The following is a 22,571-nucleotide window of genomic DNA, read 5'->3' on the forward strand; positions in this document are numbered from 1 at the left end:
TCACCCTTCTCTACCGCTTAATGCTGAGCTGCTAGCCGCATGATTTCTTCTTCTGTTGCTTGCTCTCCATCGAGAATTCCTGTCAACCGCCCTTCAGACATGACCATAATCCGATCCGACATGCCGATGAGTTCCGGCATCTCCGACGATATCATAATGATGCTCTTCCCCTGCATGGCTAGCTGGACGATGATGGAGTAAATCTCGTATTTGGCCCCAACGTCAATGCCGCGAGTCGGTTCATCCAGCAGTAGAATATCCGGTTCTGTCAGGAGCCACCGTGCGAGGAGCACCTTTTGCTGATTCCCACCGGAAAGGTTCATAATTAATTCGCGCATAGACGGTGTTTTGGTCCGCAATTTCTCGACCATCGCGTCTACTTCCGCCTTCTTCTTCTTCCCATCCAGTAGCAAATATGGCTTGCGATAGCTACCCATATTGGCGATCGCTGCATTCTCATGAACGGATAACACCGGAATAATCCCCGTTACGCGGCGTTCCTCGGTTAACAATGCCATGCCGTGTTTTTTGGCCATTTCCGGAGACTTGATCCGTACTTCCTTGCCCTGAATAGAGATCGTCCCGGATTGAATCTCCCGAAGCCCGAACAAAGCTTCAATCAGTTCTGTGCGCTGCGCGCCTACCAACCCGCCGATCCCTAGAATTTCGCCGCGACGCAAGTCAAAGCTCACCTGCTTGAAAGATTTCGGAAATGGTGAGGTAAGCTCTTGTACACGAAGCACGACATCACCGGGAACATTGTTTCGTTCCGGGAACCGGTTCGTCAAATCACGGCCGACCATCCGGGAGATGATCAAATTCGTGGTGAGCTCGGCAGCAGGCCACGTCCCGATTTTTTTGCCGTCTCGCATGATGGATACTTCATCCGATATCTTGAGAATCTCTTCCATTTTGTGCGATATATAAATAATGGCGACGCCACTTTTTTTCAAATCTCGAATGATTCGGAACAGCTGCTCGACCTCGACATCCGTTAGCGATGATGTCGGTTCATCCATCACGATGATGCGGGAATGAAAGGATACCGCCTTCGCGATTTCTATGGATTGGACTTTCGAGACCGATAAAGTATGCACCATCGTCTCCGGCTGTAGGTCGATATCCAGCTGCTTGAATAAATCTCGTGTATCCTGTGCCATGCGCTTGTGATCAATAAATTGGATCGGACCGAAACCTCTCGACGGGAACCGTCCGAGCCAAATATTCTCCATCACATTTCGATAGGGAACGGGATGAAGCTCCTGATGGATCATCGATATCCCTAAATTTAACGCTGCCTTAGAATTCGGAATTTGCACGTGTTCACCATTCAGGTTCATCTCGCCCTCATCCGGCGCGTAAATCCCGAACAGGCATTTCATTAACGTTGATTTTCCTGCACCGTTCTCGCCCATCAATGCATGTACCGTCCCCGGCCGCACTTGAAGCGTAACCTGATCCAATGCTTTGACCCCTGGAAATTCCTTGGAGATGTTGTTCATTTCTAGCACGTATTCATTCTGAACCATCCCACTCGCCCCCTACATCTGTTCGTAAAAAGAGGAGGTGTGAATATCGAAACATTCTACCTCCTCGATATGAAGCCTACAGCATCGCGATTCGCCTTACTTCGCGTCAGCCATATTGTCTTTCGTAATTTTCTTATAGGAAATCCAGATATATTGGTTATCTGTAATGTCATAGCCCACATTGTCCTTGGTAGGCGTCTCGCCTTTCGCAAGAACGCTTGCGAGGGTAATCGATGCTTTACCTTGGTTTTTCGCATCATTCAGAACGGTTCCAAGCAGTGTACCATCTTCTAACGCTTGCAATGCAGGTGCAGTCGCATCCACGCCTACCACAGGCATAAATTTGTTATCTTTGAAATACCCGTTCGCTTTCAAGGCTTCAATAGCACCCAGAGCCATATCATCATTATTCGCGAAAACTGCTTCAATCTTATCGCCATGCGCAGCTAAGAAAGCCGCCATCTTCTCTTGCCCTTTCACGCGATCCCACATCGCCGTGTCTTCAGCCAATTTCTCGACTTTAATTCCGGCGTCTTCGATCGCTTGAATCGCGAACTTCGTACGGAGCTCTGCATCTTGATGTCCCGGCTCCCCTTTTAACATGACATATTGCAGTACGCCGTCCTTATTCTTATCTGCTTCAGGATGTGCCTTCCAATAATCCACGATCAACTGACCGGACATCGTACCGGATTCTTCCGCCTTTGCGCCGACATAGTAGACTTTATCCCATTTCTTCATGTCTTCAGGCAATGGCTCGCGATTCAAGAACACAACCGGAATATCTTTGGGCTTCGCTTTATCAATAATGACGCCGGCCGCTGTACGGTCAACAGGGTTGATGACCAATGCTTTGGCTCCTTTCGTGATGAACAGATCCACTTTATCGTTCTGCGTCGGCTGCGAATTTTGGCTGTCTACGATATCGGCTGTGGCAATCCCTTTGGATGCATCCGTAATGGCATTCCGTACCCCTGTCATGAACGTATCATCGAACTTATAAATCGCTACGCCCACTTGCGGTTCTTTGCCGCCGTCTCCGCCCGAGCTCTTCCCACTTGAGCACCCGCTTATCACAGCCGCTAGCAATGCGCTTGCCAAGATCATGGATGTTAATTTCTTCATTTGTATAGACCTCCTCCAACATTCTGCATCTTTTATATCCCGTACAGGAATACGCTTTCATTATGTTCGTTTTTGATCTGAATGGGTATCTAAAATCCTCCTGAGTTCTATCGAAATTCTCCTCAACTTCATCACGGGTTTATTTTACGAAAGGAAACAGCAGCTTCTGGTTCTCAGGCCACAGCATGTTGTCTAAATCGATCAATTTGATGCCCGTATCAATGCGATCAGGTACTTTGTGACCTTCAATAATCTCGACAGCATACTGTACCGCGAGGTACCCGTTGTTGAAGGGATTCTGTAACACAAGCGCCTGCACAATCCCCTCTTGCAAAAATTCCATGGTCTCCGGTGGACTATCGAACGCGATCACGTTCACTTTTCCGCCTTTGCCGGATCGCTGAACCTCTCGCCCGACGCCGATGGAGGACTCCGCATTTAATGCGACAATTCCTGCTAAGTTAGGGTATTGAACTAACCAGCTGCGCGTTAATTCCTCCGCATAACGTTGATTGGACTGCGAATATTGAATATCCACGACCTTGATATCAGGATACCTAGCTACATAGTCGAGAAACCCTTCTTCACGTTGATTCGCATTCCGTGCCGCTTGTACAAAGTTCATGACAGCGATCTGACCTTTGCCTTCAATCAGTTGGACCATACGCTCAGCCGCGAGTTGACCCGCTTCATAATTGTTCGTTCCTACATACGTCTTCACGCGTGCAGATCCAACTTCCGAATCTATGGAAATCACCGGAATGTTATCATAGGCAACCCGATCCGTCACCTGAGCTAATCCCATATAATCACTGGCTGCGAGAATGATCGCATCCGGGCGATTATGAATCGATTGGTTCACCAATTCGATTTGACCTGTAATATCGTCCTCATGATCCGAAGCGAGAAAGTTGAGCTTGACGTTGAATTCCTTGGCTGCAACCTCGGCTCCCATCTTCAAGGTGTTCCAATAATCGCCTTGATTCATCTTAACGATCAGATCTATTTCACGCGTATGAATAGACATCATCCCCGTCTGTACAGAACAGGACGACATGGAGAAGCCTAGTGTCAGGATCAATAGCAATACGAGATTCATTCGTCTCATCATTCGCCTTCTTTCGCTTGGCGGACCAACGGGAGCCAAATTCGAACGGTTGTACCTTCTTCCAGCTCGCTCTCGAATTGCAACCCATAGGCATGGCCGAAATACAGTTGGATCCGCTGATGCACATTTTTTACCCCGACGCCGGATCCATCTTCGCTTTTGGAATCTCGGGTAAGAATTCGCTGCAATACCTGAGGCGACATGCCCAGACCATTATCCGAAATCTGGAACATTAACTTATCGTCCACGATACCAACATAGATGCGAATCATCCCTTCCTCCGGCATCATCTCGATGCCATGAACGATCGCATTCTCTACAAGCGGCTGCAAGATGAGCTTCATCGTCACGTATTCCAACACTTCATCCTCGATATCGATGACATATTGGAATTTGCGCTTATATCGGATTTTCTGAATGATCAGGTAGTGCCGAACATGTTCGATCTCTTCCTCGACAGAGATGATATTTTTCCCTTTGCTTAAGCTAATCCGGAAAAATCTAGATAAAGACGTAATCGCGGTCACCACCTCTTCTGTCTCGCCTCGCTCCGCAAGCCGAATCACAGAATTCAACGTGTTATATAAAAAATGCGGGTTAATCTGGGCTTGCAGCACGTCTAATTCACTCTTTCGCTTGGCCTCTTGTTCCACAATAATCTGATCCATCAGCTGTCGGATTTGGCGAAGCATCATATTGAACCGACTGGACAATTGGTCCACTTCATAGATGCCATTCCTTGTGATCGGTACCTTAAAATCCCCTTCCCCAACACTTTTTACGGACTTCGCCAAATTCTGAATCGGCAACGAGATACGGGCAGATACCACGATTGATAAGAGCAGTACGAAAAGGATAATGATCACGAGAAACCAGAAAATAAAAGTATTGAGCTCTGTCTTGGTCGTTAATATCTCATCTTTGTAAGCGACGCCGACGACTTTCCAGCCAATTGGATCCACCGTTTTGATCGTAATTAGCTTGCTCTCCCCATTGCTGTCATCTTGGAAGCTGCCGAAAGAATAAGTAAGTACACGTTCTAAGTCTTCGTACTTCAACCCTGCATGGATTAACTGCTGCTGCGGATGATAGACGATATTGCCGAAGGAATCGATGATGTAGATATAGCCCTTTTTGCCAAATACGACTTGTTTGCTTAACTCGTCAATGGTCTTGAAATTCATATCCACCACTAACACCCCTTCAGGAAAACTCGCCCCTTCACGGTAGGCGGCTTGTCGACTGATGGAGACGGCCCACTTATAGGAATTCTTGAATAAATTCTGTATATGCGGCGGGGAGAAGGACAAGGTGTCAGGACGCTCAACCGCAGATTCGAACCAGCTCTGCCGCTCTAATCGCGTATTCTTGCGCATCGGCAGCTCGGGGATATTGAACACCAGGTCTCCCTGCTTCGTAAATAAAGCGATAGAAATCAAATCTTCACGTGTTTTCATAATCGATTTCAACTGTTCAACTAAGATGGGGTTTGATACGGTAGGACTTTTATGGATAAGATCTTGTGCAACCTCGAAAATACTGGTCATGTTTTTCACATATATCTCTAAGTTATAGTTGACTTGTTCCACCACCTGCTGGATATTAAGGTCTGCATTTTTCTCTGCCGTACTTGAAAATTTGTTATACAGCATGAAGCTGACAATGAAGACTGAAGCGACGGTAATAAGGATGAAGGACGTCGTGATAATAAATTGAATGCTCTTGAAGTTTTTCATACGCGATCACCCACGATCATGGTTTCGATATTCTTTGGGTGACAATCCGTATCGCTTACGGAAGCTGAAGCTGAAGTAGTTCGGGTCCGAGTACCCTACCTTTTCGCCAATTTCGAACGCTTTGAGGTCTGTCGAACGCAGCAGTTCCTTTGCCGCTTCCATGCGTAAATCCACGAGATAGTTCACAAAGGTGGTCTTGGCTTCTTTTTTGAAAATATGGCTGAAGTAGCCGGTGCTGATATGTAATTGCTTGCACACGGTATGGATCGAAATATCTTGTTCGGCATAATGAAGCTTCATATACGATTTCGCCTCATCAACCAGCTTCTTATATCCGGTCTGCCGCTCTACAGCGATACAATTCATGAGCTTCATACAGAGATGGGACATCCGGTTCTTCGCTTCTAAGGCGTTATTGCACTGATAGATTTCCATCATCGGATGGGTAGAACTCCCGAATAGCTGCTCGTAATTTACATCCATATCTTTCGCGACCTTCATCATGGCTGTCCAGATTTCGATCCAATAGATTTGGAAATCTTGAAGCGACACTGGGGCAGATTCGACGATCACGAACAATTCATCCATCATCTGCTGCGCTTCTTCCATCGTTCCTACCTTCATGCAGCGAATCAGCGCTTGCTCCTTCAAATCATCAAATACGAGCGGATTTTCCCGCTTCACCTCTACATCCTGAATCCAGATGACGCGATGGTTGCCATGAATCAATCTATAGTGAAGCGCTTGCACAGCCTCTTGATAGGAAGACGATAATTCCGTCAATCCTCGCACGACCGTTCCCGCGCCGATAGTCACCGTTATTTTCAGGAATCGATGGACATTTTGTAAAATTTCTTCAAGAACATCCATCGTCTCCTGACTAATGATTCCGTCATCCTCAGTCGTGCTGATGGATAAGACAACAACATGATCGTGATGCATAAATACTTGTCCATACCGGTGCTTCATGACAATCTCTTCTGCAATATTAAACACAGCGAATTGCAATAAATACCGATTCTCCTCTTGATGGTTATTGTCCATTTGGATCGCAGATACCATATAGGTAGATCCGGATATATCCAATTCGTACCGTTCGCATTTATCTCGAATTTCATCTAAAGAGCACTTTCGCGCAATCAGCGAGGATAGAAAAACACGATGTAATACCGGCAAGCTCTTGATATAATGCTCCTTCAACGTAATGAGATTGTTCTTCTCGGCAGCTTCTTGGTCCATCTGTTGTTTGACTTTTATCAGTGCGGCTTTGAGGTCTGCGGCTGAAAATGGCTTGAGCACGTATTCGTCAATTTGGAGTTTTATCGCCTTCTGCGCGTATTCAAATTCATCATAACCCGTTAATATCATGATTTTGATCGATGGATCATGGCTGCGAACCCATTCCGCCAATTGCAATCCGTTCATGAACGGCATATGAATATCAGTCACAACGATATCTGGTTCAGAGCGTTCAATGCATTCAATTGCCTCTTGACCGTTTTCAGCCGTCTCAACCACCACGAACCCCAATGCCTCCCAATCGATTTCTTGCAGCAGTCCTTCCCTCACATCTTCCTCATCATCGACCAGCATTAATTTGTACATCGATAGGACATCCCCTTCTCATGGAAAAGCCGGCAATCGAATGCAAGACTGGATTTGCTTCTATTACCGGCTTTTTATACGTTTTGATGAAATTATTCAGCTGAAATTTGATTCGCGATATACATCAGGGACCAATCCCTTGTGTACAGAATATGCAGCTGTATATTTCCGTTCGCTAAGCTGCGTAAATATTCCTTCTTTAACCTTTCAAATGGTTAAATTAGAAAGGAGGGGGAATTCTCCCCCTCGCCTTTAGTTACCAATGATGCGTTGCGCAATGGCCGCTAAATCAAGAATATCAATCACGCCATTGCGATCCATATCTCCCATTTTCACTTTATCCCAGTTCGGACTAGCTTTTGTCGCTCCATAATTTGCCGCAGCAAGGGCCAAGTCACCGATACTGATTTTACCGTCTCCGTTCAAATCGCCGGTTGGTGTCGGATCCTCAATGGTTACAGCGACATTAGCTGCACTGTTCCCGACCGTTGACTCTACGCCTTGTGCATTGGATAAGATGGCTTGCGTCACGCTGATCGTACCGTTCGCTGGTTGCGTAACCTCTTTGGCTCTGAACGTAAGTTCGATCACATTCGTCGAACCTGTTACCGCGTGTCCTTCCCCTTCACTCGCGATAATCAAGCGCAGCTTGCCAGCTGGGGTTTTCTTCGTTTCGACAATGGAAACGCCCGAAATGAGTGACTTCGCTTCAACGAACTCTAAGGTATTCACATCGTAGTCGACTGCAATGTCTTGTGCATATACGTGTTCCGTTACTCCCTGAACGCCGAGTTGGACTTGGAAAGAAGATCCTGATAATACGCTGCTTGGCGCTGCAAGCGATGTAGCTGGAGCCGCTGGACCTTCTTGAACCGTGATTTTCGCGCTGGCTTTGAAATTGCCATCGACGGTTGTAACGGTAATATCCGCTGTTCCCGCTTTCTTCGCCGTTATGATTGCTTTACCATTGACGATGGCGACCGTAGCAATCGATTCATTGCTGCTCGCCCATGTCACGTCTTTCTTCGTGGCTTGTTCAGGCTGTATATTCGCTTCAAGTTCGACGGTCTCGCCAATTCTTAACGTTGCTTCCGCTTTATTCAACTGGACGCCCGTCACTGGTACAGCATTCATCGCTCCCTCATCCGTCACACGAATGTTATCGACGATCAGCACCGTAGATGCATCCGCGTTCTTGATGATCGCCAAGTAGGCATCCTTTGCGTTTTCCGTATTAAATGTGAGATCTACCTTACTTGAGCCTGCATTCAACGTTGCTTTAGCTAAATCACGAACCGTCCCGTTATCGTTGACACGAACAGCGACCGTATAGGCATCCTTCACTTCTGCTTTGACATCCATGGTCAGGTGATATTTATTGTCTTGCTTCAGACGAAGGGTCTGCGGCAGCGTGCGAAGCCACTCTCCCATGCCGTCTTCATTGGTCTTCAAGGAGAACTGACCGTCGATGACGAATGTTTGCGGTTGGTTAGGTGTCTTTTCGGCAAGATGCGTACGGACAGATCCTACCTTGGAATAGACGAATGGGCCCCAACCCTCATCCACATTTTCGAAATCTTCATAAAAAGCGGAGGTGCCTGGATCTGTTTTCGTTGGATTCTCCCAGACACGCACATCATCAAATTGCACGGTCTGTGTCCCCGGCTCCGTCTGGAGCGCTACTGTCGCGGTATCGCTTGTTGCATCAAAATTGACTTTGATCCGTTCAAAATTCGTCTTTAAGTATTTGTGTTGCTGTGCATAGAACGGCAACTTCGTATGGAGCGCGTAATTTGATACTTCCTTATCCCCTTGCTTGACACTAATAGATGTTCGACGTTCGCCTGTAATATTAACCCATACGGATGCACTGTAGGTTTTGCCAGGCGTCAATCCTGTAATCACTTGTTGAACCGTAGCATCCCCTGGTCCTGTCACTTGCAATTTATCATCTGCGTTGTTATTTTTCACTATTTTAATATGATCGGTGGAGCCGCTCGTGGATGATTTCTGCCATGTACTGAATCCCTGGCTGTCAAACCCAACATCCTTCGCTGGTCCACCAGCTCCCCAATCATTATCTAACGCTGCAGGCGCTTCTCCTTTATAGAGCACATAACCAACGTCTTTTATTGCCATAATCGTGATTTTGCCATTGTTAATCGGAACAGAGCCTATAAGTTCGCGGCCCAAATCCGTCAGCTTATACAATTGCGCATGCTGCAGACCGCTCCACGATGTAGGAACATCCCATGTCGTTGTGCCGCCCGCCGGATTCCAATGATAGATTTTATCTTCTTTCTCTGGATCCCACGGAATAAATACGGTACCATCTGAAATATTGCTGCTGTCCGTCATGATCGCGATATCTTTTCCATCCTTTGATAAATGAATCTTGCCATCGGATTGACGAGCCACGGATACGTTATCCGTGAAATCCACCCGGTCATTCGTCATTTTCAAGATCTGGTGATACTGCATATATTTTGTCGGCAAATTCTGAACGAAAAACGCTTTGGACGTTTGTTTCAGGTCATAAAAGACCGGATTTTCCTGCCAATAACCAATCCCGACTTGCTTATTGCCTTTCAATAACGGGTCGCTCAGGAAACCATCTAGCGTATCATTACGCAGGAATCTAATAATTTTGCTGCTGTTCCCTTGATTCGGATAACCCGGATCCGTTCCCCAATGCACCCAAGATACTTGCTCATTAAGCGGGCCTGCAAATTCTGTCCCTAACATCCAACCGTTGTCTTTGACATATTCCGAGAGTTTTTTCGCATTCCAGCCTGATCCCGTATAGACATCGACATAGACAAAGGAGAGATTATCGCCTGTATCCGCTTTGAGCATATCCAGACGGCGTTTCAATTCGCCGGATTCCACGTCTTTTTTCTGATCAACGTAGTACGCTTGATCTAACCACCCCCAACCTTTGCTGAGCGGTTGAATCATATTGTCCATCTTCGTCTCGTTGGCATCCAGCATGTATTCCGTGGCATTGATGTGAACGCCGCCTTTAATGTTGTATTTCTTGCCTTCGCTGAGCACGTAATTAAAATCTTTTACACCACCTTGACGTATGCCAATATGGCCGCCGTAATCCGGATGGGAATCATCATGCCCTTCCGCCTGATACCCTTTGAACAGAATGATTTGGCCGAAGCCATCGGTTAAGTTAGAGATTTTCTTCGCATTATCAAATGCACGCAAGAATGGCGTAGACGTTGTAGAACCGATATTCATGCTGATGTATGAGATATTATCTTTGATTAACTCACTCTTGTAAGGAGCTTCGGCCTGCGAACGGTACGCAATCGCGCCATCCTGCCAATCCACCTGCCCATCGTTGTTCGCATCCGGTGTTAGAATGATTTTCGCCCAAGGAAGTTCTTCATGCGGTATGTTAGGGTTAGTGCTTCCGCGATAGGTCCATGCGCCATTCCATAACGAAGCTTTCTTCACCGAATCTGTCCCCGTGACCGTCTTGACGCGTACCTTGTCATTCCCGTTAATGACGTTATTGACGATGGTCGCCGCAAGCGTATCCGAGTTCAAGAATGCGTATGTACGGCTCCCGCCTCCATCTGTAGCGCCGGATTTCAAATCAACGTACTCATCGTTCACGATGTTCCATGCTCCGGTAATTTGTGAAGAAGTCTGCTGTGCTTTCGGTTGGGAAGACAACACGGTAGCTAAATCGTGGCTAGGAAATTCAACGGTATTGACTTTAGCCGTACCATTCTCCGCAATGCGTGTAACCCGGAAATTCAACACATTATCTTTCAATTCAAGCTCGACATCCAAGACCACATTCAATTCAGGAATTTGCAGCGTATAGGTAGAGGTTTCGCCTTTCGTTGCCGATGCAGGATGCTTCTCATATTTGTTAGCCAGCGGATAGTACGAGTTCCCGTTAATCTTCACTTCATTTGGGCCTAAAATCTGGCCGAGCATTTCGGCTCCCGTTCCTGTCCATACGTACTTCTTCACGCGCGGAAATTCTTGATCGATTTCTGCTGTCAGGAGATTTGATGTCAGTGTATCTACCAATGTAATCGGTCTAGCGTGATCATCTGCTACCGTTCTCTCATTGACCTTCACATCATCTATGTTGATCGTCTTGTTCGCGAACCAACTTCGCACGCCAATTTTACCGGCAGACATCGGGATACTCGGCAGTGTCGTATTCAGAATGACATTGTCGTCCAGCGTCAACTTGACGGAATCGTCAAAATAGCTCAACTTGAACGAATATTCCTTATTGGCTTCGAAGGAAGGATTCGTTAATGTTTCGATATTTCCGTAGGTTTCCGTGCCATTCTTCATGTAATCCCAGCCCCATGTGCCGTTATCAAATTGAATGACCGCATAGTTATTCGTATCGACGTAACGTATTACGAGTCCGAATCGACTCGGTACGTCCTTAAATCTCATCTTGATCTCATAATCGCCGTTCTTCACGACAGGTGACTTCTGGTCAACGAACACGACGGCGCCTGTCGTAACGGCTTTTAGTGTTCCGTTATCAGCGGAGAAGGTTGTTGTTCCCTTTACAGCGTTCCAACCACTAATGTCCCCGTCATTAAAATCTCGCGAGTAACTGGCTAATGCAGCTGCCGCCTGGTTCAGAACATCTTGCGATAAAGCGGTTACATTATTGCCTGTATTCCCGTCAGCATAGACAAGCGCGGCCGGCACGCCCATCTGCATACTCATGAAAAGCGCGAGTGCAACGCTGGTTTGCTTCACATAATTTTTCTTCATCCTTGAGCTTTCCTCCCATTTTGTTCTACATTGATTTTCGTGTCTTGTCCGTATCATGCAACGTTTCAGAACAGGTGCTGTGCAGTTCCCCCTTCTTGCATGCGCTGAATTTCATGCCCATCTCTGGTTGAATATCCCCGCTGCCAGACGAAAAAAAAGACACGAACTTAAAGAGAGGTCTCTTTAAGCTCATGCCTGAAATTCAGTAACACGCTTAATCGAATGATTTGGTATACCCCTAAAATAGGGGATGCTGCCCGAATTAGCAATACATTCGACAAAGGTTCTTATAATTAGCTGTATCTTTCGCTCATGTCGAAATCGTCGACAATTCATCCTTCGCGAGTAGAACACCCAATTTCCATTTCTTCATCGAACCACTCCATTCACGGAAAAAATGCGGTTAAAGTTCAACCGCGCGTTTAAGTATCTCCATGATTCCATGTTCTGTGAATGATCACCAATTCAGGAGGCTGGTGACTCTTGCTGCACAACTTCCTTGGATTTCTCCTTGAAAATGGGAACGAGCAACATCGCACCGATAAAAAATAAGATTCCGCTTGTCGTGTATACTGCGAACAATGAAAATACATCTTTTAGGATCCCGGAAATCGACATCCCGATGACCATCATCCCCATAAACAACGGAGTCATCACACCGCTTACGCGCCCGATAAAGGCTCCCTCCGTATTTTTCATAATGAGTGTATTGATCCCAATCAAGATAAAGGGATAGAAAAAACCCGCTATGACCTCTAGACCTATGGTGAGCGGAAAGCTCGTCGACCAGCCGACGGCGATCGTATTGAAAGTACTCACGCCAAGTCCTAGTGCAAGCATCCATTGGGGTTTCATGCGTCTCGCCAAACTCATCACGATGGCTCCCCCAACGAGCATGGCTGCACCATTAGCCATCATCAAATATTGTAAATAAGATTTATCCAACGCGAGATTCTCGATGGTAATAAAAATCAAGAGAGGTTGAACCATCCCCGCAGCCAACCCTGTCGCCACAAATGTCGCTCCTAAGGTACGCAGCTCACGATTTCGCCCCACATATCGAAGTCCTGCCTTCAGCTCTTTCATAAAATCCGAATGGGAACGATCCGCGTCTGATGAATCTTTGGGTAGTGTCGCCAAAATGGCCGCAGAGCCGATTAACAGAACCCCCATCACACCCAAGGATACTTCAATCCCAAACTGCTGGTATACGAAAGCCCCAACAACAGGTCCTATTACGGTGAAAAAGGCAATCAAAGCTTGAAGCATCGCCATGAGTCCTTGAAGCTGCTGCTCCGGTACATGCTGTTTAAAGATCTTCATCGCCGACGGTTGCGAAAATTGCGATAGAATCGAGGAGATTAACGTCGCAAAAAATAACGCATACCACGACCCATACACCAAGACCGGAATGATCACAAGCATCGATACAGCCGAGAGGAAATCACACCAAATCATCGTGAGGCGCGGCTTCCACCGATCCGCGAACGTCCCACCGATAATGGAGAACACAAAAATAGGCGCAAATTCAGCAACAGATATCAATGACACATACAACGGGTCATTGTGGGTCATTTCTGTGACATACAGCAGGATTGCAAAATTTCGTACCCATATCCCGAGATTGAGTAAGACTCGTGATAATAAGATCGTACGTACATAGCGATTCTTGAACATTCCATCACTTCCCCTTAACCATAAGAATCTAAAATACATAGACAAACCATGGAATTGTTTGTCATTCAATAGACATTATATAGTTATGTTTATTTATAAGTCAAACGTTATTTCAGTTCGTCTATTTATTTGCGATGGTTTGTTGTTTTCTATACACTTGAATTAGGTTTAGATAAAGGAGCTGACAGACATGAATTCAACGATTGACACGATCCTCGGTCATTACTCCATAAGGGATTTTGAGGATCGTCCATTAACAACGGAACAAATCCGAGTCTTGGTCCAAAGTGCCCAAGCTGCATCAACATCAAGTTATGTCCAAGCCTATTCCATTATTGGCGTCTCGGATCCAGATCTTCGCGCTCAATTAGCTGAATTAACAGGTCGTCAATCCCATGTCAGCAAAACCGGGCAATTCTTCGTATTCGTCGCTGATTTGGCGAAACATCATGAAATCGCCAAATCACATCATGTCGATGACGACGCGCTGCATTCGACAGAAAAGATGCTAGTAGCGGTTATTGATGCCTCCCTCGCAGCTCAGAATATGGCGATTGCTGCGGAATCCATGGGACTAGGCATTTGTTATATCGGGGGAATCCGCAATCACCTCCAACAAGTATCCGAATTATTGAAGATCCCTGATTATGCCGTCCCTTTATTCGGCCTCACCGTTGGCATCCCAACCCATGCCTCTAAGCCGAAGCAAAGGCTGCCTATCGAACTCGTGTATCATGAGAATATGTACGATCTCAAAACAATCGATGATTACAAGTCCTACGATGCCGATATCAAAGCTTATTACGAACAAAGAACGCAAGGCGCGCGCGTTGAAGGATGGACCGATCAAATGGCCAAATACATCCAGAAGCCAACCCGTCTGGATCTCAAAGCCTTCTTAGAGAGCAAGCATTTCGGTCTGAAATGAACACAAATAACCCCCTCGAATATCACCGAGGGGGTTATCTTTTTTCTTATTTTAGCTTCATCGCTTGGATTAATTTATAATAAATTTCTGTATTTTCATAATATCCCGTAAAAGCCTCCGAGCCTTTGCCTATCCCTGTGAGTGGAACGTCTTCTATTCTTCGTAAATCATTTTGCGCGTCATCCCGCCGTCAATCACGAGATTCGTTCCTGTAATAAAATCATTCTTGGGATCGGTGAGATACAGGCATGCACGTGCAATATCCTCCGGTTTACCGACGCGCATGGAAGGATGCTGCTGATGGTCAAGCGGGGTTAACTTCTGATAATCCCCTGTCTCGATCCAGCCGGGACTTATCGCATTCACCGTAATCCCGTCTGATCCCAAGGACACAGCTAAGGCGTGAGTTAACGAAATAATGCCGCCTTTCGTTGCGGCGTACGCTTCTGAATTTGGCTCAGACATCAAAGCACGTGTAGAGGAAATATTTACGATGGAACCGCCCCCGTTATTCCTCATCAGCTTCGCTGCTTCTTTGGAGCACACGAAAGTTCCTCGTAAATTCGTGTGCATGACATGATCCCATTCATCCACGCTAATATCGTAGATGGATTTAAAAAGGCCGACTCCCGCATTATTAATCAGCACGTCAACACGTTTAAATTTCTCCTGAATCTCTTGAAATAGCGTCTCGATTTCATTCGGCTGACTCACATCGACGGTATACGTATACGCAATCTTACCCTCTGCTTGAATCTCATGCAGCGTCTGATGTAATCCAACGGTATTCTGGTCTACAAGAATCACATGTGCATCTTGTAAGGCATATGTAATGGCAATCGTGCGACCGATCCCCCCGCCTGCTCCAGTAACGATAACCGTTTTTTGTTGAAAAGAATCCATAATCGTATACCTCCTTTTGTTCCTAACTTCTATTATGAAATAATCCCTTCTTGAAGTCTAATCATAAGAAAGAAGCCTAACGTTAAGGATAGGCTCCTTTCATGTCATGTTTACTTCTTGATTAATTTGAAATCATCGTAGTGAAAACCAGGGGCAACGACACAAGAAACGAACACCGGCTCATCCCCAAGCGGCTTAGCGCTTTGCCACACATGTGCAGGCACGAGAGCTTGCGGTTGTTGTCCTTGAAGCACATCAGGTCCCAAAATAATATGCTGTTCTGTTCCTGGCTGTTCTCCCGTACCGCCTAACGTTAACTGTAACGGGCTTCCGGAATGCCATAACCATAATTCATCGGATAAGACCGTGTGCCATTCCGAGAATTCTCCGGGATGCAGAAGAAAATAGATAGATGTTGCCGAAAAACGAGGACCTGAATACGCCTCACCGAGTACATGTTGAGGAATCTCAAAGGAGGCTTTCCAGAGTTCCTTGTACCAGCCGCCTTCACGATGTTGTTTCAGATCCAACGCTTTTACAAGTGGTGATAAGGTTTGTGTAATCATATCGGTTTCTCTCTCTTTCTATTTATACTAAGACCTTCACTCTACAAGATTCACAGCCGAATGTAAATGTTAACAACATAACAAATAAAGGCTATCCCGAGAACCGTGATCTTGGTTCTGCAGGATAGCCAATTTCATGATGCATCTTACTTATAATACGAAGAGATGAGCGGGACCATGTAGCCAGCATCCGTGTTGACTTGAAGATTAACAGCAATCGTCTTGACTCCGCCGATATCGACTTCAATCTCTTTCAAACCGTCTTCCGGTGTAATCGTGTCTACTTCTTTTAGCAGCACATTCTGGTCTAAGTCGGAAATTTTGACAGATGTTATATTCCCGTCAATCGCAGCAATTTTAAACACGAGTTTCTTATACTTCTTGTTCGGTGTAAAGAAGAGCGAAGGCGCTCCGCCGCCATCAAAATGTTCATAGAGAACTTCTTTATAATTCGTCCCTTTATAATTCGTGTGTTTCGGATCCTTGGAATACGGCGTTTTATTGAAATCCTCAGCGTTCAATGGCGTGCCATTCACTTTTTCACCGACAATAATTTCGTTGTTTTTCGTATCCGATGTGACAGGGACCTGAAGTGCGTTGCCAATCCCCTTAATAGGTACGTAAACATTACCGTTGTACGTAATCGGTTGAAGTGCAAGTCCTTTGTCGTCATTGAACTGTGCTACTTTACCATTGACGCGGACTTTCACATCCCCGTTGAGATACGCTTCAATCTTCTTCATATTCGTTCCGGCATATACGCCAGTACTAATACCAACAAGCAGAGCAGCACCAGTTATGGATGCTACAATAGCCTTTTTCACTACGAATCCACTCCTTTTTCTCCTATCTAGTTAGAACATCAATTGTAATTAACAATAATATCCATAAAGATTTTATAGGAAATTTGACCGTGTTTCAATAGTTCTAATTTACTTATTTTAGAAACTGAGTGTTCCATCCATGGATTAGATAGCCTATTTCACTTCTAACATCCGAAGTACGATAACCGTAGCCTCAGCCCGTGTTGCACCGGCTGATGGAGCAAATTTGTTACCATCGCGGCCTTTAATAATCCCTTTATCTACTGCGGCCTCAATCCATCCTTTGGCCCACGCAGGGATCGCCGCATTGTCCGCAAATGACAATCCATCGCCGCTGCCAGCTGTAACTTTCAATCCTCTTGCAGCCATCGCTGCGATTTCGGAACGAGAAATCGTCTTGGATGCTTTGAAGGTTTTGTCATCATAACCCGTAATGATACCTGCTTTCACAGCCTTGCTAATCGCTGGCTGTGCCCACGCCGGAATGTTGCTTACATCTGCGAATTGGAGGGCGTCGCCATCCGGCAGATTCAAGGCTCTAGCCAGTATCGCTGCAAATTCAGCACGCGAAATCGCTGCATTCGGCCGGAATGTTCCATCCGGATACCCGTCTACAATCCCTTTATCTACAGCTTCTTGGATCTGCTTCTCAGCCCAATGCCCTTGAATGTCACTGAGTCCCGCACGACCTAAGGCTGTAAGCGAAACCGATTGATTCACATCGATTGTCTTCGATCCTAAGTTATGGTCTACTGTTTTCATCGCGGTCCAAGTGATGTTGACCGTTCCTTCCTTCTTCACTTTGAAATCGACTGTCCCGATATCAAAATTCCCGTCTTGTCCATTTACTTTACCGATCTTGGTATGCGCGATCGTAATTTCTTTATCTTTTTTTATCGGAGATACGGAGAAACCTTCCATCTTGGACTTCGCCGTGACTACCTCAACCTGATTGGGATCATATGTAAACTTCGCTTCATAAGCATAGAGATCTTTCACATCTTTGCCGCTCATCGTCAGCGTAAAAGTCTGTCCTACATTCACTTGCTTCAGACTTGATTTTAACGTAAACGTTGGTGACGCAGCGGCAAATGCTGTATTTAATATCAGGGGAATGCTTAGAACACTTGCAAGTAGCGTAGCGAGCAATTTCGATTTCATAATATCTTCCCTTCATGGTTAATTATCATTTTTGAGATCGATGCATTAGCTAAAATGAATGAATCCGCATGAAATTCGGGTATACGCAGGTGTTGGTGTGTGCGATCACTCCCTTAGTCTCTCATCGAATGGACAAGCTTCGTGTTCCCTCTTAAAATACCGCTATTTTCCAAACGAAGCAATACCTTCGACATTTTTTCTCATAATAAAACATCATTAGAAACGTCGTGAATTTCTTCAACATAAAAAGGCACAAGCTTATAGAGTTGCCTCCGTAAGCTTATGCCTGATCACAGTAACACGCTTCGTCCTTCGAGGAATGGTATACCCCTAAAATAGAAGAATACCTAGGATCGCGCAATTATCAATGCTGATTTTCCTCGATCATACGGTAATGGCTCGTGTCTCCATGCAGAATAATATCTGATCTGTCCGAATATACTTCCACTTTACAAAGGCAGGTAGGATGAATATAAGGTAGATTCCACAACTCCCTTAAGGGACGTCCCTCGAAATAGGCCATGAGTAACTTCACGACGACGGTATGCGTCACGAGCAAAACGGACTGCCCGGCGTGTTCGTTGAGAATATGCTGCAGCAACGATACAGCTCGCTTCAGAACCTCCTGATAGGTTTCACTCGCATCAACATAAAAAGCACTTGGATTCTTCCAAAAAGACTCCCATTGCTCGGGATACAACTGTTGAATTTCCTCTTGAACGCGCCCCTCCCAGACACCCAAGTTCTGCTCCATTAAATCATCGGTTTGTGTCATAGGAATATTACGATCGCCTTTTAGAATATCAGCTGTTCGGCTTGCACGACCGCTTGTACTTGCATAAATATGATCCAGATGAACGTTCTGCAACGATTCGCTTAACCATTCCGCCTGCTGGATCCCCTGCTTAGTAAGCGGGGAGTCCTGATGCCCTTGAAACCGGTGTTCGGTATTCCACACAGTTTGTCCATGGCGTACTAAATAAATAGTTGTGGGGTGATTCATGATAGCCTCCTCCGATTTGTAATCCTTCGAATGCATGTATTGATGCATCGGTTCGCATCTAGTATAATTTTCCATAATTCATATGTCATGGATAGGGGTGCATTAACATGTCTGCTGAACAAAATCTTCAAAGATTAGGAATCGTTCTTCCCAAGGCCAGCGAACCCGCAGCAAAATACGCTAATTTCGTCATTGTGAATGGTCTCTTATTTATATCAGGGAAAGGGCCATCGGGTCATCCCTCAGGCAAGCTGGGTGCGGCACTTACAACGGAGGAAGGTTATGTATTTGCCCGAGCAGCTGGGCTCGAGGTTCTTGCCGTACTACAAGCAGGACTAGGTTCACTCGATCGCGTCAAACGCGTCGTGAAAGTCCAAGGCTTCGTGAATGCCACCCCTGATTTTACCGAACATCACAAGGTGTTGAACGGCTTCTCCGATCTCTTGATGGAAGTCTTCGGGCCAGATCAAGGAACACATGCGCGATCCGTATTGGGTGCCGTGTCCGTCAGAGACAACCTTCCCATCATCGTGGATTCCATTTTTCAAGTCGAAGATTGAAATGGTCATGGGGGAGTATCATCTCCCCCTTAGGCAGATTAACTCTGATTTCTTAAGAAATCAGCCGGTCTTCTCATGAAGCGATTCGCATCTCTCACAAAATGATACTGCTCATACAATTCATGCGCATCCGCCGTGCCCAATATCCCATTCAGATTTCGAAACCGTTCACTTTCTGTAATAACTTCAACCAGCTTCTTCCCAATCCCTAGTCCTCGATATGCCTCATCAATGAATACGTCGCACAAATAATACATCGTTGCCTCATCTGTGACAATCCTTGCGAATCCGACTTGCTTCCCTTGGTCGTAGACACCGTAACAAACCGAACCCTGTATAGAACGTTCAATGATTTCCGCGGATCTCTGGCTCGCCCAATAACTTCTAGCCAAAAAACCCTTCACTGTCGAAATATCTACTCGAGCCCTGTCATCGGAGATGACAAATTGATTAAAGATCATGTCCATGCCGCTTATTCCTTCTCTTGGCCGAATTTCTCGCGGTTATAAGCTTGGGATGCATTGCGCGGAATAGAGAGGCTGTTCCACTCGCTTTGCTTCAACCATTTTGCAGCATAGACGATCTGGCCCACATGATAGGGATAATGTGCTAATTGACGATGGATGGCTTCCATGACGGTATGACCTTCATTCCGGATATAAATGACATGAAATAACTGCTCGGGCTGAATGGAATCTAACGCCTGAAATAGGCATGACCAGCCTTCTTCCCATCTGTTCATGAGCTCTGCTTTGTTCTGAATATCATTCTCGAACTCTGCATCTCGATCCCGCCATGGCTTCTCACCGTCGGTCGTCATGAAGTCCGTCCATCTGGAGAGCATATTACCGGACAAATGCTTCACAATCGTAGCGATGCTGTTCGTATCCGCATTTGTGGCAACGAATAACTGCTCTGGCTCCAACTGTTCGATTGCTTTTTCCCCTAACATCTTATAGGTGTTGAACTGCTTCTTGACGCTTTCTAAGATTTGTTGATGCTCATTCATCTTCATTCACTCCCCTTTGGTTGAAGGATTCAAAGACTCGAAGAATATGATCCGGTTCCCGAAAGGATCTATCATACACACTTCTTTGGAATGCCATGGCGTGATCTCGATCCCTGGACGGGAATACTTATATTGCTTCTTCACCAACTCCTGATGATAGATTTCAAGTCCTTCGATTTCCACGCGAATCGCTCCTCCCGGGTTGCAGTCCCCGAAATGTTCCGAGAGATGTATCACAAGTCCATTCCAAGATATTTGCATATAGAGCGGAAGGTCTTCTTCGTACCGATGCCCCCAATCGAGCTGAAACCCTAAGTAATCTAGATAAAATTCTCTGGCCTTCTGCTCGTCAAACATGCGTAGAATCGGGGTTACACCCTTGAATGTTGTCATAAGACTAGCCCTCCCTATGTATGATTTACTAGATAATCGATCACGGGGTAGGATACAACATGACGATCGCGATACGTTGCGGTAATCGCTTCGGGTTGTGAGCTTACAATCCCTTTCTGTAATATGGCAGCCTTAAATCCTCGCTCCATCGCACCGTTGTAGGTAAATAGGACACAATGTTCAGCGGCAAACCCTGCAACCACGACGAGTCCAACCCCCTGTTCAACAAGAATACGCTCCAATTGCGTATCCCAGAATGCATTGGATTTTTCTTTTGTGAGACGCAGATCGCGTTGATCTAAGTAAATCTCAGGGATGAAATCGAGTTCCTCCTCCGTAACTGTCCCTGCATCCTCTACATCTTGCACATGAATGACAACATGCCCGTGCTCACGTAAGAGACCTGCGACATGATTGATATATTCACAAGCCGTTCCCACGTTGTAACGATCCTTATCCTCTTGCAAAAAAACATTCTGCATATCAATGACCAATAAAGCTAATTTCATTCGAAAATTCCTCCTTCAAGGATTTGTATTATAGAAATATCGCAGGATACTGCAATTCTCCCCATGGAACGTCGGCGAGATCATCCACTAACACACGTACCATAAACACTTCATCAGGGACCTGGAACTGCTTCAACTCGAACCCCAAGGCTCTTGCCGGTTCAAATCCGAACTGCGGATAATACGAAGGATGGCCGATTAAGAATACCAACCCGAAATGAAGTTCTTTGCATCTCTTTAAGCCTTCTTCGATTAATGCTTTTCCAACCCCCTGCTTCTGCATCGAGGGGTGAACCGCAATAGGAGCAAGGACAATAACGGGATACTCGCCCTTCTCATGCACAATATGCGCTTGGCTGAGTAAGGCATGACCGACAATATCCTCTTCATATTCAGCAACGATGGATAGTTCCGGTATAAAACCATGCGAGTTGCGAATCCGTTCAACCAATTGTGATTCATCATCCCGCTGCCCAAATGCATCGTAATTCAAGCGATACACTGATGCATAATCATCTGGTGTTTCCGTTCGTACTTGTAAATTCATCCTGTTCCTCCGATAACCTAAGTTGAAATCAAACTCAATCACACCTGGATACTGTACAAATATGTCAGCATTTCCCGATTACGAGGGTTATGAAACTCTTTTTCTCGACGCATGCCTAGTCTCTCCGCCGTACGTATTGATCCGTGATGATGATAGGGCATATTTGCACAGAGTCGGGTTAATCCAAGCTCTTGAATCCCATAATTCATGCAGGATCGAGCTGCCTCAACCGCATAACCTTGTCTCCAGTACTTCGCATCGATAATATATCCCAGATCATGCTCTACGTTTCCGTCAATGACGGACTTTAAAATTCCGACATCTCCGATCAGTCGATCTTCCTCTTTCAATATCACTGCCCATCGACCGAAGCCATGTTCTTGATAAGAATGGATGCTGCGATGAATCCAAATTTGGGTCTCATGTTCGGTAAACGGCGCGGGCCAAAAGGCCATTGTTGTCGGATCCCCGAGGATCTGTAGGAGCGCATTTGAGTCATCTTCCCTATAGGGCCGAATTCGTAATCTAGTAGTTTCGACGATGTCATGCAGCATAGGATCACCTCCATCACCCATTTGACTTCTTTTCCTGATCTTAAGCATAGCAAAAAGAGCAGCC

Annotated in this window: 20 protein-coding genes; 2 read left to right on the forward strand and 18 right to left on the reverse strand. The window is 45.8% G+C overall.

All coding sequences use genetic code 11. The features are described 5' to 3' along the window. Positions 1-17: 17 nt before the first annotated feature. The 7 genes from BVG16_RS26825 to BVG16_RS26855 all read right to left on the reverse strand — a co-directional run bounded on the left by BVG16_RS26825 (position 18) and on the right by BVG16_RS26855 (position 13,550). Positions 18-1,529 (reverse strand): sugar ABC transporter ATP-binding protein, encoded by a 1,512-nt coding sequence (locus BVG16_RS26825; protein WP_078502272.1) that lies wholly within the window; start codon positions 1,527-1,529, stop codon positions 18-20. A 96-nt stretch (positions 1,530-1,625) separates the two neighbouring features. Continuing rightward, the gene (locus BVG16_RS26830) at positions 1,626-2,654 is read right to left on the reverse strand and encodes a galactose ABC transporter substrate-binding protein (protein WP_078502273.1); all 1,029 of its coding nucleotides are present in this window, start codon (positions 2,652-2,654) and stop codon (positions 1,626-1,628) included. 139 nt (positions 2,655-2,793) lie between these two features. Continuing rightward, positions 2,794-3,753, reverse strand: coding sequence for a substrate-binding domain-containing protein (locus tag BVG16_RS26835; RefSeq protein ID WP_233147185.1), 960 nt, complete (start codon positions 3,751-3,753; stop codon positions 2,794-2,796). An 8-nt stretch (positions 3,754-3,761) separates the two neighbouring features. After that, positions 3,762-5,498 carry a sensor histidine kinase gene (locus BVG16_RS26840; RefSeq protein ID WP_078502275.1) on the reverse strand — a complete coding sequence of 579 codons (1,737 nt, stop codon included), beginning with the start codon at positions 5,496-5,498 and terminating at the stop codon, positions 3,762-3,764. 6 nt (positions 5,499-5,504) lie between these two features. Then, positions 5,505-7,103 carry a response regulator gene (locus BVG16_RS26845; protein WP_078502276.1) on the reverse strand — a complete coding sequence of 533 codons (1,599 nt, stop codon included), beginning with the start codon at positions 7,101-7,103 and terminating at the stop codon, positions 5,505-5,507. Between the two features lie 252 nt (positions 7,104-7,355). Then, the gene (locus BVG16_RS26850; protein ID WP_158081806.1) at positions 7,356-11,873 is read right to left on the reverse strand and encodes an endo-alpha-N-acetylgalactosaminidase family protein; all 4,518 of its coding nucleotides are present in this window, start codon (positions 11,871-11,873) and stop codon (positions 7,356-7,358) included. 465 nt (positions 11,874-12,338) lie between these two features. Next, positions 12,339-13,550: an MFS transporter gene (locus BVG16_RS26855; protein ID WP_078502278.1), complete on the reverse strand. Its 1,212-nt coding sequence runs from the start codon at positions 13,548-13,550 to the stop codon at positions 12,339-12,341. Between the two features lie 190 nt (positions 13,551-13,740). On the opposite strand from BVG16_RS26855, the gene nfsA reads away from it, so the two are divergent. Next, on the forward strand, positions 13,741-14,478 hold the full coding sequence (gene nfsA / locus BVG16_RS26860; protein ID WP_078502279.1) for an oxygen-insensitive NADPH nitroreductase: 738 nt from the start codon (positions 13,741-13,743) through the stop codon (positions 14,476-14,478). A gap of 153 nt (positions 14,479-14,631) precedes the next feature. On the opposite strand, the gene BVG16_RS26865 is transcribed toward nfsA, so the two are convergent. The 5 genes from BVG16_RS26865 to BVG16_RS26885 all read right to left on the reverse strand — a co-directional run bounded on the left by BVG16_RS26865 (position 14,632) and on the right by BVG16_RS26885 (position 18,935). Then, the gene (locus tag BVG16_RS26865; RefSeq protein WP_078502280.1) at positions 14,632-15,381 is read right to left on the reverse strand and encodes an SDR family NAD(P)-dependent oxidoreductase; all 750 of its coding nucleotides are present in this window, start codon (positions 15,379-15,381) and stop codon (positions 14,632-14,634) included. Positions 15,382-15,491: 110 nt separating this feature from the next. Then, positions 15,492-15,944 (reverse strand): cupin domain-containing protein, encoded by a 453-nt coding sequence (locus tag BVG16_RS26870; protein WP_078502408.1) that lies wholly within the window; start codon positions 15,942-15,944, stop codon positions 15,492-15,494. Between the two features lie 149 nt (positions 15,945-16,093). After that, on the reverse strand, positions 16,094-16,771 hold the full coding sequence (locus tag BVG16_RS26875) for a hypothetical protein (protein WP_078502281.1): 678 nt from the start codon (positions 16,769-16,771) through the stop codon (positions 16,094-16,096). 153 nt (positions 16,772-16,924) lie between these two features. Beyond that, positions 16,925-17,932, reverse strand: coding sequence for an S-layer homology domain-containing protein (locus tag BVG16_RS26880; RefSeq protein WP_078502282.1), 1,008 nt, complete (start codon positions 17,930-17,932; stop codon positions 16,925-16,927). A gap of 364 nt (positions 17,933-18,296) precedes the next feature. After that, positions 18,297-18,935, reverse strand: coding sequence for a histidine phosphatase family protein (locus BVG16_RS26885; protein ID WP_078502283.1), 639 nt, complete (start codon positions 18,933-18,935; stop codon positions 18,297-18,299). Positions 18,936-19,042: 107 nt separating this feature from the next. Here BVG16_RS26885 and BVG16_RS26890 point away from each other — a divergent pair, with 107 nt between their 5' ends. After that, a complete protein-coding gene (locus BVG16_RS26890) occupies positions 19,043-19,495 on the forward strand; it encodes a RidA family protein (protein WP_198957541.1) in 453 nt (150 codons plus the stop codon). 38 nt (positions 19,496-19,533) lie between these two features. Here the strand turns inward: BVG16_RS26890 and BVG16_RS26895 are convergent, their stop codons facing one another. Genes BVG16_RS26895 through BVG16_RS26920 form a run of 6 tightly spaced genes read right to left on the reverse strand, consistent with a single transcriptional unit; the run spans position 19,534 to position 22,507 of the window. Next, on the reverse strand, positions 19,534-19,962 hold the full coding sequence (locus BVG16_RS26895; protein ID WP_078502285.1) for a GNAT family N-acetyltransferase: 429 nt from the start codon (positions 19,960-19,962) through the stop codon (positions 19,534-19,536). A 5-nt stretch (positions 19,963-19,967) separates the two neighbouring features. Continuing rightward, positions 19,968-20,504 (reverse strand): DUF1572 family protein, encoded by a 537-nt coding sequence (locus BVG16_RS26900; protein WP_078502409.1) that lies wholly within the window; start codon positions 20,502-20,504, stop codon positions 19,968-19,970. 6 nt (positions 20,505-20,510) lie between these two features. After that, entirely contained in the window at positions 20,511-20,897 is a 387-nt protein-coding gene (locus BVG16_RS26905; protein WP_078502286.1) for a glyoxalase superfamily protein, read from the reverse strand. A 14-nt stretch (positions 20,898-20,911) separates the two neighbouring features. After that, complete coding sequence (locus BVG16_RS26910; protein ID WP_078502287.1) at positions 20,912-21,406, reverse strand: cysteine hydrolase family protein; 495 nt, start codon at positions 21,404-21,406, stop codon at positions 20,912-20,914. A gap of 28 nt (positions 21,407-21,434) precedes the next feature. Next, positions 21,435-21,953, reverse strand: a complete 519-nt coding sequence (locus tag BVG16_RS26915) for a GNAT family N-acetyltransferase (RefSeq protein WP_078502288.1) — start codon at positions 21,951-21,953, stop codon at positions 21,435-21,437. A gap of 38 nt (positions 21,954-21,991) precedes the next feature. Beyond that, positions 21,992-22,507 carry a GNAT family N-acetyltransferase gene (locus BVG16_RS26920; RefSeq protein ID WP_078502289.1) on the reverse strand — a complete coding sequence of 172 codons (516 nt, stop codon included), beginning with the start codon at positions 22,505-22,507 and terminating at the stop codon, positions 21,992-21,994. Between the last annotated feature and the right edge of the window lie 64 nt (positions 22,508-22,571).

Source organism: Paenibacillus selenitireducens, assembly GCF_002021565.1.
Taxonomy (GTDB): Bacteria; Bacillota; Bacilli; order Paenibacillales; family Paenibacillaceae; genus Paenibacillus_K; species Paenibacillus_K selenitireducens.